Annotated in this window: 13 protein-coding genes and 1 tRNA gene; 6 read left to right on the top strand and 8 right to left on the bottom strand. The window is 69.4% G+C overall.

Annotation, left to right across the window (positions count from 1 at the left end; all coding sequences use genetic code 11):
* Positions 1-51: 51 nt before the first annotated feature.
* Complete coding sequence (ssb, locus tag Adu01nite_RS21005) at positions 52-678, bottom strand: single-stranded DNA-binding protein (protein WP_203728613.1); 627 nt, start codon at positions 676-678, stop codon at positions 52-54.
* 154 nt (positions 679-832) lie between these two features.
* Between ssb and Adu01nite_RS21000 the strand changes: the two genes are divergently transcribed.
* Positions 833-1,852 carry an alpha/beta hydrolase gene (locus tag Adu01nite_RS21000; RefSeq protein WP_203728612.1) on the top strand — a complete coding sequence of 340 codons (1,020 nt, stop codon included), beginning with the start codon at positions 833-835 and terminating at the stop codon, positions 1,850-1,852.
* Between the two features lie 15 nt (positions 1,853-1,867).
* Positions 1,868-1,940, top strand: a tRNA-Arg gene (locus tag Adu01nite_RS20995).
* A gap of 83 nt (positions 1,941-2,023) precedes the next feature.
* Here the strand turns inward: Adu01nite_RS20995 and Adu01nite_RS20990 are convergent.
* Positions 2,024-2,662 carry a DUF4360 domain-containing protein gene (locus tag Adu01nite_RS20990; RefSeq protein ID WP_203728611.1) on the bottom strand — a complete coding sequence of 213 codons (639 nt, stop codon included), beginning with the start codon at positions 2,660-2,662 and terminating at the stop codon, positions 2,024-2,026.
* Between the two features lie 308 nt (positions 2,663-2,970).
* Between Adu01nite_RS20990 and Adu01nite_RS20985 the strand changes: the two genes are divergently transcribed.
* Entirely contained in the window at positions 2,971-3,621 is a 651-nt protein-coding gene (locus tag Adu01nite_RS20985) for a DUF4360 domain-containing protein (protein ID WP_379138161.1), read from the top strand.
* 63 nt (positions 3,622-3,684) lie between these two features.
* Here Adu01nite_RS20985 and Adu01nite_RS20980 read toward each other — a convergent pair whose 3' ends face one another.
* Genes Adu01nite_RS20980 through Adu01nite_RS20965 form a run of 4 tightly spaced genes read right to left on the bottom strand, consistent with a single transcriptional unit; the run spans position 3,685 to position 7,153 of the window.
* Positions 3,685-4,863 carry an ABC transporter permease gene (locus Adu01nite_RS20980; RefSeq protein ID WP_203728609.1) on the bottom strand — a complete coding sequence of 393 codons (1,179 nt, stop codon included), beginning with the start codon at positions 4,861-4,863 and terminating at the stop codon, positions 3,685-3,687.
* On the bottom strand, positions 4,864-5,514 hold the full coding sequence (locus Adu01nite_RS20975) for an ABC transporter ATP-binding protein (protein ID WP_275414681.1): 651 nt from the start codon (positions 5,512-5,514) through the stop codon (positions 4,864-4,866).
* 5 nt (positions 5,515-5,519) lie between these two features.
* Positions 5,520-6,572, bottom strand: a complete 1,053-nt coding sequence (locus tag Adu01nite_RS20970; protein ID WP_203728607.1) for a peptidoglycan-binding protein — start codon at positions 6,570-6,572, stop codon at positions 5,520-5,522.
* A complete protein-coding gene (locus tag Adu01nite_RS20965; RefSeq protein WP_203728606.1) occupies positions 6,569-7,153 on the bottom strand; it encodes a hypothetical protein in 585 nt (194 codons plus the stop codon). Before Adu01nite_RS20965 ends, Adu01nite_RS20970 begins: the two co-directional genes overlap by 4 nt.
* A gap of 124 nt (positions 7,154-7,277) precedes the next feature.
* On the opposite strand from Adu01nite_RS20965, the gene Adu01nite_RS20960 reads away from it, so the two are divergent.
* Both Adu01nite_RS20960 and Adu01nite_RS20955 read left to right on the top strand, forming a co-directional pair.
* Positions 7,278-7,931, top strand: a complete 654-nt coding sequence (locus Adu01nite_RS20960) for a response regulator transcription factor (protein ID WP_203728605.1) — start codon at positions 7,278-7,280, stop codon at positions 7,929-7,931.
* Complete coding sequence (locus Adu01nite_RS20955; RefSeq protein ID WP_203728604.1) at positions 7,928-9,055, top strand: sensor histidine kinase; 1,128 nt, start codon at positions 7,928-7,930, stop codon at positions 9,053-9,055. The genes Adu01nite_RS20960 and Adu01nite_RS20955 overlap by 4 nt, the downstream gene beginning before the upstream one ends.
* Positions 9,056-9,142: 87 nt before the next feature.
* On the opposite strand, the gene Adu01nite_RS20950 is transcribed toward Adu01nite_RS20955, so the two are convergent.
* Positions 9,143-10,033 (bottom strand): DMT family transporter, encoded by an 891-nt coding sequence (locus Adu01nite_RS20950; RefSeq protein ID WP_203728603.1) that lies wholly within the window; start codon positions 10,031-10,033, stop codon positions 9,143-9,145.
* A 373-nt stretch (positions 10,034-10,406) separates the two neighbouring features.
* Between Adu01nite_RS20950 and serA the strand changes: the two genes are divergently transcribed.
* Positions 10,407-11,624 carry a phosphoglycerate dehydrogenase gene (gene serA / locus Adu01nite_RS20945; protein WP_203728602.1) on the top strand — a complete coding sequence of 406 codons (1,218 nt, stop codon included), beginning with the start codon at positions 10,407-10,409 and terminating at the stop codon, positions 11,622-11,624.
* A gap of 39 nt (positions 11,625-11,663) precedes the next feature.
* On the opposite strand, the gene Adu01nite_RS20940 is transcribed toward serA, so the two are convergent.
* The gene (locus tag Adu01nite_RS20940) at positions 11,664-13,121 is read right to left on the bottom strand and encodes a hypothetical protein (protein WP_203728601.1); all 1,458 of its coding nucleotides are present in this window, start codon (positions 13,119-13,121) and stop codon (positions 11,664-11,666) included.
* Positions 13,122-13,204: the final 83 nt, after the last annotated feature.

Raw genomic sequence — 13,204 nt, 5'->3', positions numbered from 1 at the left:
CCCGATGCGACGGAACGTTCGGGCCACCCCGTTCGGACGGGTGAATCCGCCTCAGGCCGCCACCGGCTCCCGCTTCGGCCGGCGCGACCGCCGGGCGGCCGCCGGTTCCGCCGCGACCAGTCGTTCCACCTCCAGGGTGAGATCGTCGTCCGGGGCGGGCGGGACCTCGGGGAAGGTGGGCTCCTCCGCGGCCGAGAGGGGCAGCCCGTCGCCGTACGAGATCGGGATCTCCTCGGCGCTCACCGGCAGCGACATTTCGCCGTCGACCACGGTTTCCGCCTCGGCGTCCTCGATCTCGCCGGTTGCCTGGCCGGCCTTGGTCCGGAAGAACTGGGCCTTCCCGCGGGCCAGGTCGTGACCGATCGAGAACGCCTCCATCTCGTACGAGACGCGGGGGTTGTTGTTCTCGTCGGTCCAGTCGCGGGTGTAGAGCCGGCCGTAGACGATCACCGGATCGCCGACGGTGACCGACGAGGCGACGCCCTCGGCGAGCCGGCGCCAGGCGGTGACCCGGACCCGCAGATTGTTGCCGTCGACCCAGCGGGCGTTCTCCCGGTCGTAACGCCGGGCCGTGGACGCGACCCGGAAGTTGGCAACCAGCGATCCGGAGCTGGCGATGCGCCGCCACTCGGGAGCCGCGAGCACGTTGCCCACGATGACGAGGTTGGTGTCGAACACTGAGCCCTCCTGTGTTGGTGCGGTTGAGGGGACGAGCATGTCGGCAACGGCGGACCGAAGGCGGAGGGCCTGTGGACAACCGCCGGTTGGGGATATCGGTCGCAAGGCTGAAGGATCTGTTATGACGGCGCCCCGGTGTGGGTAGCCTGGGGTCGTGGAGATCGACGTCCTGGGACTGCCCTATGAGCGGCACACGATCGAGCTGGTTCCCGACGACGAGGGTCCGGTGGTCGCGACCCTGGTCCGCCGCCGGGGCGAACAGCCGAGTCGTCGCGCGGTGCTCTACGTGCACGGCTTCGTGGACTACTTCTTCCAGACCCATCTGGCCGACTTCTTCGTCGAGCGCGGGTGGGACTTCTACGCCCTCGACCTGCGCAAGTACGGCCGCAGCCTGCTGCCGCACCAGACGCCGAACTTCGCCCGCAGCCTCACCGACTACTTCCCGGAGCTCGACGAGGCGGCCCGGATCATCCGCGAGGTGGACGGCCACGACCAGATGCTGGTGGCCGGCCACTCCACCGGTGGCCTGATCACGTCACTCTGGTCGCACGCCCGGCAGGGCCGCGGCATCGTCGACGGCCTGTTCCTGAACAGCCCGTTCTTCGACTTCAACATCCCGTGGCTGATGAAGGGCCCGCTGATGGCCTCGCTGCTGGCGGTGAGCGGCCGCACGCCGTACCGGAAGATTCCCACCGCCGGGCTGACCGTCTACGGCGAGAGCCTGCACCGCGACCACCGTGGCGAGTGGACGTACGACCTGGCCTGGAAGCCGATCGAGAGTTTCCCGGTGACGGCCGGCTGGCTGCAGGCGATCCGCCGCGGCCAGGCCCGGCTGCGCGCCGGGTTGTCGATCGACGCGCCGGTGCTGGTGGCCTGCTCGACCCGCACGTTCCGGGGCCGCGGCTGGGCGGAGGATGTCCGGCTGACCGACGCGGTGCTGGACGTCGAGCACATCGCCCGCTGGGCACCGGGCCTGGGCCCGATGGTGACGATCGCCCGCTTCGACGGCGGCATGCACGACCTGACGCTCTCCGGCAAGGACGTGCGCACGTCGGTGTTCCGCGAGTTGGGCCGCTGGGTGGATGCCTTCGTGCCGGCGCCCGGGACCCCGGAGATCGAGGTGCCACCGGCACCGGAGGACAAGGCGGACGACAAGTCCGGGGCGACCGCTTAGTATGTGGCTGGCCGGGCGCTCGTAGCTCAGCGGATAGAGCAACGGACTTCTAATCCGTCGGTCGCAGGTTCGAATCCTGCCGGGCGCGCATACCTCGACACAGCCCATGACACAGCGGGGCGGGCGGCCAGCCGGCCGCCCGCCCCTTGTGCAGTGCTGACCGCCCCAGCGTCAGCACGTCTTCCATTGGAACTGGACCAGGGTGTAGACCTCGCCGTCCGAGGCGCGCATCGAGATGTAGCTGCGCCGCGTCGAGGTGCCGGCGTTGACCCGCAGCTCGGTGTTGATGTTCAGGCTGCGCGTGACGCCGCACGGCGCCCAGACCAGATCGGCGGTCTCGGTGATGTCGGTGGACCGCCAGCTGCCGTCGTACGGCCCGGTGAAGGTGTGGTCGACGTAGTTGTTGTCGGACGAGCCCTGGAAGTAGTAGTTGGCCCGCTCGAGCGCGGTGGCGCCGGACTCCAGGTGCATCTTGCCCCAGTAGTCGGCCCGCGCGATCGCGAAGGTGAACCCCTGCGGGATGTGCACGAGCACGTTGACCTGGCAGTTCTTGCGGAAGGCGGTGGGGTCGGTGGTCCCGCCGTCCTCGGCCAGGTACTGCGTATAGCTGATCTTGAAAGCGGTGTTGTCGGACTGCATCGCGGCCGACGCGGTGCCGGCCGGGCAGCCGGAGCCGTTGACGGTCTGCACGTCGAGCGTGACCTGACCGCTGGGCGGAGTGAGCGCGGCGTCGGCAGCCTGTGCCGGGCCGGAGAGCGTAAGGGCGGCAAGCACGGTCACGGATGCAAGCGCCGTCAGCCTGAAGGTCATCGGGGGTTCCCTCCTCGGCGTTCCAAGAGATTAGACATTGATCAATATGGATGGGCCGAACGAATGCTAGCGTCGCTCATCTGAATCTGCCAAGGACTTTTATTGTAAGTTTCTCTGCTGAACAGTTTAAGCTGATCATAAAGCCTTGATCAAATAGCAGATACTGCTCACCCCATCTCACCCACGTGATGCCACCGTGGGTGGAGCAAAAAACACGACATTGACGCTTCTCGATGTCATAAATAGCATGACCGCATCCCGAGAGGTCGCTGGGGCCTTTTCTGGAAGGAGTCAAAATGCGAAAGGCGTTGTACATTTTCTGCGCCATGCTGGGGGTGTTCGCATCGGCTTTGGTCGCCGGTCCGGCATCCGCGGTCGGCTATCTCGATCTCCCCGTACCGCCACCGACCGACCGGATCGTCATCGACGTGGTGACGGTCAACGGTTCCGGCTGCCCGGCCGGCACCGCGGCGATCGCGGTATCGCCCGACAACACGGCCTTCACGGTCACCTACTCGCAGTACACGGCACTCGTCGGGGTGGGCGCGACGACCACCGACTGGCGGAAGAACTGCCAGCTCAACATCGTTGTGCACGTCCCGAGCGGCTTCACCTACGCGATCAGCAAGGTGGACTACCGCGGGTTCGCGTCGCTCGAGGCGGGCGCGAGCGCCATCGAGCGGGCCAACTACTACTTCCAGGGTCAGTCGCAGACCGCATACGTGTCGCACACCTACAACGGCCCGTTCGGCGACGACTGGCAGTCCAGTGACGAGATCCCGATCGCGTCGCTGATCTACGCGCCCTGCGGCGCGCTGCGCAACCTCAACATCAACACCGAGCTGCGGGCGATGGCCGGCACCTCGGACCCGAAGAAGACCACGAGCTTCATCTCGATGGACTCGACCGACGGCGCGCTGAACACGATCTACCACTTCGCGTGGCAGACCTGCCCGTAATCCACAAATGAAAATACGTATCGCCGACCGGAATAGTATTCCGGCCGGCGATACGTCGTGCCCTCACGCAGACGCGAGCGCCTCCGTCGGCGCCAATCGAGCGGCTCGAATGGCCGGATAAAGACCCGCGACCGCCCCGATCGCGACCGTCGCACCCACCCCGCCGGCAAGCGCCCACAACGGCACCACGGTCGGCCAGCTCTGCGTCGTCGAATACAGCCCGGTGACCAGATAGCCGAGCAATACCCCGGCCGCGCCGCCGAGCAACGACAGCAGCAGCGATTCGGTGAGGAACTGCGTCCGCACCTGTCCCTTGGTCGCGCCGAGCGACCGCCGCAGGCCGATTTCGGCCCGCCGTTCCAGCACCGAGATCACCATCGTGTTGGCCACCCCGATCCCGCCCACCAGCAGCGCCACCGCGCCCAGGCCCAGCAGCAGTGCGGTGAAGGTGGCGTTCGCCGTGCGCTGCGCGACGAGCGCGTCGGACGGCCGGGACACCTTCACCTCGTCCGGCTGCTGCGGGTTGGCGGTCGGTGCGAGCACGCCCCGGACCGCCTCCACCTGCGCCTCGACCGCCCGGGTGTAGATCGTGGTCGGGTGCCCGTCGAAGCTCAGGTAGGTGGCCGCCGCCTGCCAGCCGATCAGCACCGCCGAGTTGATTTCGGACGCGAGCGGCACCGGGGCGAGCACCCCGACCACGCTCCACCAGCGGCCCTGCATGTAGACGGTGGGCGGGTTGCCCAGCCGCCGGGCCGCGTCCGCGCCGAGCACCACGGCCGGATAGCGGGCGGTCGCCGCGTTCAGCCAGCTGCCGCCGGCCAGCGCGGCGCCGACCGTGCTGAGCAGGTCGAGCTGCGCGGCGAGGACGGCCAGCCCGCCGGTCTGCGCGGCCGGGATCCGGTCGGTCCGGTAGACGTGCGCATCCACCGAGCCGGTCGCGGTGGCCGACAGCACCGGCCCGATGCGCCGGATCATCGACACCGACTCGTCCGGCAGATACGAATCCTTGCCGAACATCGTCTGCCCGGGCGTCACGGTCAGCATGTTGGTGCCGAGCGCCGCCAGCGCCCGGTCGAGGTTGGCCTGGCTGGAGGCCGAGATGCCGACGACCGCGGTCATCGCCGCGATCCCGATGGCGATGCCGAGAGCCGACAGCACCGCCCGCAACGGTCTGGCCCGGAGCCCGGTGCCGCCGAGTCGCAGCAGGTCGGAGGCGCTGAGCCGAGCCGGCCGCAGCAACATCTAGACCACCTCCCCGTCCCGCATCGGCACCTGCCGGGGCAGCCCGGACGCGATCTCGTGATCGTGGGTGATGACCAGGACGGTCGTGCCCGCGTCGTTGAGTTCGCGCAGCAGCTCGACCACGCCCGCGCCGGAGACCGAGTCGAGGTTTCCGGTGGGTTCGTCGGCGAGCAGCACCGCCGGATCGCCGGCCACCGCCCGGGCGATGGCGACTCGCTGACGCTCGCCGCCGGAGAGCTGGTGCGGACGGTGGGTGAGCCGGTCACCCAGGCCGACCCGGACGAGGGCGGCCTCGGCGCGCCGCTCCCGCTCCTTTCTGGGTACGCCGGCGTAGAGCAACCCGTCGGCGACGTTGGCCACCACGTTGCGCCCCGGTGCCAGATGGAACTGCTGGAACACGAAACCGATCCGGCGGGCCCGCAGCGCCGACAACTGCCGGTCGGTGAGGGTCGCCACGTCGTGCCCGTCGATCTTCACAGTGCCCTCGGACGGCCGGTCCAGCGTGCCGATCAGGTGCAGCATGGTGGACTTGCCCGACCCCGATGGCCCGACGATCGCGACAAGCTCGCCGTACTCCACGGACAGATCCACCGACCGGACCGCGGTGACCCCGCCCGGGTACGACTTGGTCACCCCCGACAACTCGATCACCTGGCTCATACCGGTATCCCGACCTTCATCCCGGCGGCCAGGCCGTCGCCGGTGATCTCGACCTTCCCGTCGGCGAACAGGCCGGTCTCCACCGCGACGATCTTGGTGGTGGCGCCGTCGACGACCTGCACGCCGTAGCCGCCCTCGGCGAGCGCCAGCAACGCCGCGACCGGCACGGTCAGCACGTCCTTGCGCTCCGACGAGGTGAAGTAGACGGTCACCGACGCCTCGTCCATCCCGGCCGGCGAACCGGCGAAGCCGACCGTCACCTCGATCAGCGTGGTGTCCGGCTCATCGCCCTGGCCCGCCTGCACGGTCGTACCCAGCTTGATGATCTTGCCCGGAAGTTTCTTGCCGTCCGGCATCTCGACCTGGACGGGGACGCCCTGCTTGGCGAGCCGCTGCGAGTCCATGCCCAGATCCACGGTCGCCACCAACGTCGTACCCGTATATTTCAGCAATTCCGTGCCGGCCATCGCGGCCGAGCCGTTCTGGACGGTCACCGAGTCGACCCGGACCGCCGTCGCGGCGTACACGATCTGGCTGCTCTCCACCCGGCCGGTCTCGGTGAGCCCGAGATCGTCCTGCCATTCCTCGACGGCGTCGGCGGTAGCCGACGAGTACGTGCTGTCCACGGTGAACCCGCGATAGCCCAGCGCCCAGAGGTTCTTCTCGAGTTGTTTGACGTCCGGGCCCTTCACCCCCGGCGCCAGCGTCCGGTACGCCGGAAGCGTGCCGTAGAGCAGCACCACCGGCTTGTTGTCGAGTCGGTACAGCGCCTTCCCCCGCGCGATCGTCGCCCCCGCGGTAGGCAGCCAGGTGACCGTGCCGTTCGACCCGGCGGCCAGCACGGACGTCGAGCCGTGCCCGAGCGAGCCGTCGTGGCTCTCCCGGTCGACCAGCGTCTCCTTGCTGATCTCGGTCGTCTTGGTGCCGGTGCTGCCGGTGGCGGCACTGCTGCTGGGCGTGTCCGGCAGGTTGAACACGGTGACCGCGGTGGCCACCGCCCCGACCGCCAGCACGCCCGCGACGACTCCCGCGGTACGCCGGGCGCTCATCCGGTCACCGTCCCGGGAATGGCGGCGCCGTTGCCGTCCGAGTGGCCCTCGACGTGCTTGCCGCCCTTCGGCCGGTACTGCGCGCACGCCGCCTCGGCCTTGTCCCAGGTCGGGTCGCCCGGTTTGGTGCCCAGCTTGGATGCGTCGAGCATCATCCCGCCGTTCGGGTCGGGATCCGGGAAGTTCGGGATGCCGTTCTCCCGCATGCACTTGGCCATGTTGCGGGCCTGTTCGAGTTCCTCGGCGCTCATCTTCGGCGGCTGGCCGCCGTTCGGCAGGAACTTCCGGCAGGCCTGCTGGGCCGCCTCCATCTTCTTCATGTCGGTGCCCTTGGGCGCGAAGACCTCCATCTTTCCGTCGACCGGATCGGGGAACCAGGTGATGCCCTGATCCCGCATGCACTGCGAGAACTTCAGCTGCGCGTCCTGGTCGTCATCGGCCGAACTGCTGGCACTGCTGCTCGGCTTGGCGGTGCTCGACTGCGCGCTCGCCACCTGCGGATCGTTCGCAGCGGCACCCACACATCCGCCGGCCGCCAGGGCCGACATCAGGGCGAGCGCCGCGACCGTCCGGGTTCGCATCGTCGTCTCCTTCACCGGCGGCCGGACGGCCGCCACGGGACGAAGTACAGCGATCGACAGGTTTCCTCACCGTCACGAAAAAACGTGACGCCGAGTTGACGCCCGGGCACGGCACGATAGAGACATGCGGATCCTGGTGGTCGAGGACGAGCCGCTGCTGGCCGACGCGGTGGCGCAGGGCCTGCGCCACGAGGCCCATGCGGTGGACGTGGCGTACGACGGCGCGGCCGCCCTGGAGCGCATCGACGTCAACGACTACGACGTGGTGGTGCTGGACCGGGACATTCCCGCGGTGCACGGCGACGACGTGTGCCGGGCCGTCGTCGAGAAGGGCGAGACCCGGGTGCTGATGCTGACCGCGGCGGCCGGCATCGACGACCGGGTCACCGGCCTGTCCCTGGGCGCCGACGACTACCTGCCGAAGCCGTTCGCGTTCCGCGAGCTCGCCGCCCGGGTCACCGCCCTCGGCCGCCGCGCCCGGCCGGCCGCCCCGCCGATCCTGCGGCGGGCCGGGATCAGCCTCGACCCGCACCGCCGCGAGGTGCACCGGGACGGGCGCTACGTGCCGCTGTCCCGCAAGGAGTTCGCGGTCCTGACCGAGCTGCTGCGCGCCGACGGCACCGCGGTCTCGGCCGAGGTGCTGCTGGAAAAGGCCTGGGACGAGAACGCCGACCCGTTCACCCACGCCGTACGCATGACGATCCTGAAGTTGCGCCGCAAACTGGGCGACCCGGCCGTGGTGCTCACCGAGCCAGGAGTGGGGTACCGAATCCCATGAAGCTGACCGTAAGAACCCGGCTGACCCTCTTCTACGGCGGCCTGTTCGTGGTGGCCGGCATGGTGCTGCTGGGCGCCACCTACATCCTGGTGCAACAGCGCCTGCCGGTAGCGATCGCCGGCGAGGGCAAGCAGATCGATACGGTCGGCGTCGGCCCCAGCGGAGAGTCCGGACCCCAGTTCGTCCAGAAGATCGTCAACGGAACCCAGGACACCGCCCTGCACACCCTGCTGACCCAGGGCCTGATCGCGCTGGCCGTGGTGAGTACGGCCGCGATCGCCCTCGGCTGGCTGCTGGCCGGCCGGATGCTCCAGCCGCTGCACCAGATCACCGCGACGGCGAAACGGATCGCCACCGCCCCCGACGCCGACCGCGGCCTGCACGAGCGGATCGCCCTGACCGGCCCGCGGGACGAGATCAAGGAGCTGGCCGACACGTTCGACGTCATGCTGGCCCGCCTCGACCATTCCTTCGACGGCCAGCGCCGGTTCATCGCCAGCGCGTCGCACGAGCTGCGCACCCCGCTGACCCTCAACCGCACCCTGCTGGAGGTGGCGCTGACCCCGGCCGAGGTCTCCGAGGAGGTGCGGCAGCTCGGCACCACGCTGCTCGCCATCAACGACCGGCACGGCCGGCTGATCGACGGCCTGCTCCTGCTGGCGCAGTCCGAGCGCCCGGTCTCCGAACGCTCCTACGTGGACCTGGCCGACATCGTCGACCACGTCGCGGTGTCCGACACGGTGAAGGTGGTCACCGAGCCGGGCGAGGCCGCGGTGGCCGGCAACCCGGTCCTCCTGGAGCGCCTGGTGCAAAACCTGGTGGAGAACGGCATCCGGCACAACGTCGCCGAGAACGGCTGGGTCCTGGTCCGCACCGGCACCCGCCTCGACGGCCGGGTGATCCTGGAGGTCAGCAACTCGGGCCCGGTGATCCCCCGCTACGAGGTCCCCGGACTGTTCGAGCCGTTCCACCGCTACGGCCGCGAACGCCTGCACTCCCCCGGCGCCGGCCTCGGCCTCTCCATCGTCCGGGCGATCGCCAAGGCCCACGGCGGCGAGGTCCGGGCCGACGCCCGCGACGAGGGCGGCCTGACAGTCACGGTCCTGCTACCAAAAGCCCTTTAGATGTACGGGCATGCCAAGTCCCCGCCCCAGCGGAAAGGCCGTAGATGGCCCGGGCCGTCGCGGCCACCGGCCGGGTGGGCCGGCATCTCAGGGAGCGGCCGAGGTGGGGACGTCCTCCCGCCCGGCGTCGGTGGTGGACGGGTCGGTTGTCGACGGTGAGTCGGTGGCCGAGACCGCGGTGCGGCGGGCCAGGCCGATCACGCCGAGAGTCATCACCAGTGCGGCCAGGGCGACCACGAGCCGGCCGGTGGTGCCGAAGCGGAAGCTCTCGTTGAAGACGATCACGCCGGCGATCGCGGCGACGATCGGGTTGGTGACGCTCACCGTGGCCAGCGGGGCGGCCAGGCCCGCGCCGCGGTAGGAGAACTGGCTCAGCAGATATCCGACGATGGACAGCATCACCACCGTGCCGGTCAGGAGCATCGAGACGGCCGCGACTCCGCCGTCGGTGAACGCGGCCATCACGGCCTTGGACAGCACCGACGAGATGCCGAAGGCCACACCGGCGGCGCCGGCCAGCAGCATCGCCCGGACCTTCGGGGTGGCGACGACGGCGCCGCCGATCAGGGCCGCCACCGCGACCACGGCAACCACGGCGGCGTACCGGCCGGTGGTGTCCGAGATCAGGGCCGGCTCGTCCGACTCCACCGACAGCGACATGATCAGGGCCAGGCCGGCCACGGTCAGGCCGGCGTCGATCCAGGCCGGGATGCTTATTCGGGTGCGGTAGCGCAACGCCGAGATGGGTAGCGCGAACAGCAGGGTCAGGGTGCCCAGGGCCTGGACGACCGCGACCGTGCCGAAGTTGAGGGCGACCACGTGCAGGCCCACGCCGCCCGCGGTGAGGAGCAGCGCGACCGCCCAGCGGGCCAGGCCGCGCTGGCCGTGCTTGGCCAGCCGCTCCTGCGCGACGGCCGCACCCGCGTAACTGGCAGCGGACAAAACGGACAGCGAGACAGCCCAACCAAGTGACGCCATGAACACCCCTTCTCGAGCTTGCCCTACCGACCCGGGTGTCAGCCTCTCCATTTCCTGGGATCTTGGCGTCATCCAGACGGTGTAGCTACCCCTGCAACCACCGGCGTACAACCCCAGGCCGGGGAAAATGCCTTCCGCGCTCCGATCGTCACCTGCCACGATCGGGTACCTGACAGTCGCGGCAGACGGCCGGCTGTTGACCTCTGATCTCGATCCGGCTCAGAGCCGTATTGACACCCGGGCGGTTACGGCTATCGCACCAGATGGGAGGTCCGGCACACCTGCCCGGACCACACCCGGCCGCGCATTAGGCTGGGAGATTCTGGGCTTCGGCGTGGCGGCCCGAACGGCCAACTCTTATACGGAACGGAACATGATGAGCGACCAGGCCAAGGTGCGAGTCCTTCTGTTGGAGAGCATTCACCGTGACGCGGTGACCAGGCTCGAGGCCGAGGGATATCACGTCGAGTCCGTCCGCAACGCCCTCGACGAGGCGGAGCTGATCGAGCGGATCCAGGGTGTGCACCTGCTCGGCATCCGCTCCAAGACCCAGGTGACCGCCAAGGTGCTGGAGGCGGCCGACACCCTCGTCGCGGTCGGCGCGTTCTGCATCGGCACCGACCAGATCGACCTTCAGGCGGCGGCGTCGCACGGGATCGCGGTGTTCAACGCGCCGTTCTCCAACACCCGCTCGGTGGTCGAGCTGGCGGTCGCCGAGATCATCGCGATGACCCGGCGGCTGACCGAGAAGAACACGCTCATGCACCAGGGCGTATGGGACAAGTCGGCGGACGGCGCGCACGAGATCCGCGGGCGCCGGCTCGGCATCGTCGGCTACGGCAACATCGGCACCCAGCTGTCGGTGCTGGCGGAGAACCTCGGCATGCACGTGTCGTTCTACGACACCGCCGACAAGCTGGCGCTGAGCAACGCGCACCGCTGCGCCTCGCTGGAGGAGCTGCTGGAGACGTCCGACTTCGTCACGCTGCACGTCGACGGCCGGCCGGGCAACCTCGGCTTCTTCGGCGCCGAGCAGTTCAAGCGGATGCGCCCGGGCTCGCTGTTCCTCAACCTGTCGCGCGGCATCGTGGTCGACCACGTCGCCCTGCGGGACGCCCTGACCAGCGGTCACCTGGCCGGCGCGGCGGTGGACGTCTTCCCGAAGGAGCCGAAGGGCCGCGGCGACGAGTTCGTCTCCGAGCTGCGCGGCCTGCCGAACGTCATCCTCACCCCGCACATCGGCGGGTCGACCGAGGAAGCGCAGTCGGACATCGGCGACTTCGTGGCCAACAAGCTCACGCACTTCATCAAGGACGGCAACACCACGCTCAGCGTGAACCTGCCGTCGGTGGCGCTGCCCGAGCAGGACGGCATGAGCCGGATCGTGCACGTCCACCTCAACACCCCGGGCGTCCTCGCCAAGGTCAACAGCATCCTGGCCCAGCACTCGGTGAACGTCGAGGGCCAGCTGCTGAGCACCCGCGGCGAGTACGGCTACCTGATCACCGACATCAGCGGCGACTACAGCGACGAGGTGCTGGACCAGCTGCGCAACATGGAGCAGACGGTCCGCCTGCGTGTCCTGTCCTGAAAGAGTAAAAACCTGGGCCGGCCGGCGGAACCGGCCGGCTCAGGCGTTTTCTACCGTCAGTGACGTGATTCGGGCGCCCGCCGTGACGTCGTAGCGGTTCGCTACGTCCCATCCCTTCGGGGTGAGCGTCGACCCGGCCACCACGTCCTTCAGCGTCCGCGACCCGGCGATCACCTGCTGCGCGCCGCCACCCAGCTTGATCCGCACCGGGTTGGCCGACGGCGATCTCAGGATCATCGAGTCGGCCGCGCCATTGATCTTCACCGGGACGGTCCCGCTGGGGCGGGACAGGGTCAGTTGCGCGGTACGCATACCCGCGACCATCTCCAGCGAACTGATCTGCCCACCGCTGACGTCGATGACCTGCTTCTCGGCGTACCCGCTGAAGCGCAGTGCCCATCGCACCTTGGCCGCCAGGACCACCTCGATCTCCCCGCCGATCCCGTCGCCGTCCTTGCTGACCTGCAGCTTGACGTCGTCGTTGCGGATCGTCGGGTCGGGCACGAAGCCGGCATCGTCCGGTGTGGAGATCCGGTAGAGGTCGTCGCCGAGCTCCCCGATGGTCACGTGCACCGAGTTGGTGCCGGCCAGCAGCTCGAAGCTCGCCTTGGTGCGGTTGTCGAGCGGCGCCGTCGCGGTCCGCTTGCCCGCGTTGCCGGCGCCGAGCTGGAGCACCGAGTCGAGGTTGTCGTCGGAGCCGGCGAAGTACACGACGCCGAAGACCCCGCCGGCCAGCAGCACGATCGCGCTGAGCACGAGCATGCCGATGGTGACCGCGCGTGACTGCTTGGGCGCGGCCGGCCGCTCGACGGCCGGTTCCCGCTCGTGCCGGACGGCCCGCCGCTCACCGGTTTCGCTCCGCCAGCTCGCGAACTCGTCGGACGTCCCGCTCAGCGCGGTCGCGGCCGGCACCCGGTCGAGCGTGTCCAGCCCGGGTGAGAGCCGGGCCGGCGGCGGCCAGTTCGAGATGGCGGGAAGGGCCGGCTCCATCGGGCGGGGATCGATCGGGCTGGGCTCCGCCGAGCGGCGCCCGGCGGCGGGAGTGAACTCGTCGGAGTAGATGGACCGCGAGTAACCGGTGTCCGAAAGCCCGGGTTCCGGGAATCCGGTGTCGGGGTAGTCCGCGTAGTCGGCGTCGTCCGAGGTCGCGGCGGGCGGCCCGGAGGTCGGCGCGGTGCGCTTCGGTGAGATCGGCCCGTCACTGAAGCCGAACGACGCACGCCCGGAACCACGGGGCGTCGCCGGCCCGAAGTCCGGCGCGGCCGGCTCGGCCGCGGCTGAATCCGATGACGGACCGCCCGATGACGGCCGGATCGCCGAAAACCCGGGCACGTCGGTGCCGTCGGTGAACCATGATCCGCCGGTGGTCGAGTCGACCGGCGGGTGTGCTGGTGGGCGGCGGTAGAGGGTGTCGCCCTCTCGCCCCCGCCGAGTGCCGAAGGCCGTCGGGTCGGCCACCGCCACATCGGACGCGTCGTCTGCTGCTTCTCGGTCCACAGCGAGTCTCCCCTGTCGCATCGCCGGAATTCCGGCTACCCCGACGGGAGGTACGGATCTGAAGTTCACGCGGATGAGTGCAA

The sequence above is a fragment of the Paractinoplanes durhamensis genome (assembly GCF_016862175.1).
GTDB classification, from domain to species: domain Bacteria; phylum Actinomycetota; class Actinomycetes; order Mycobacteriales; family Micromonosporaceae; genus Actinoplanes; species Actinoplanes durhamensis.
The sequence above is the reverse complement of the archived record's forward strand: the minus strand, read 5'-3'. Positions and strand labels throughout refer to the sequence as shown.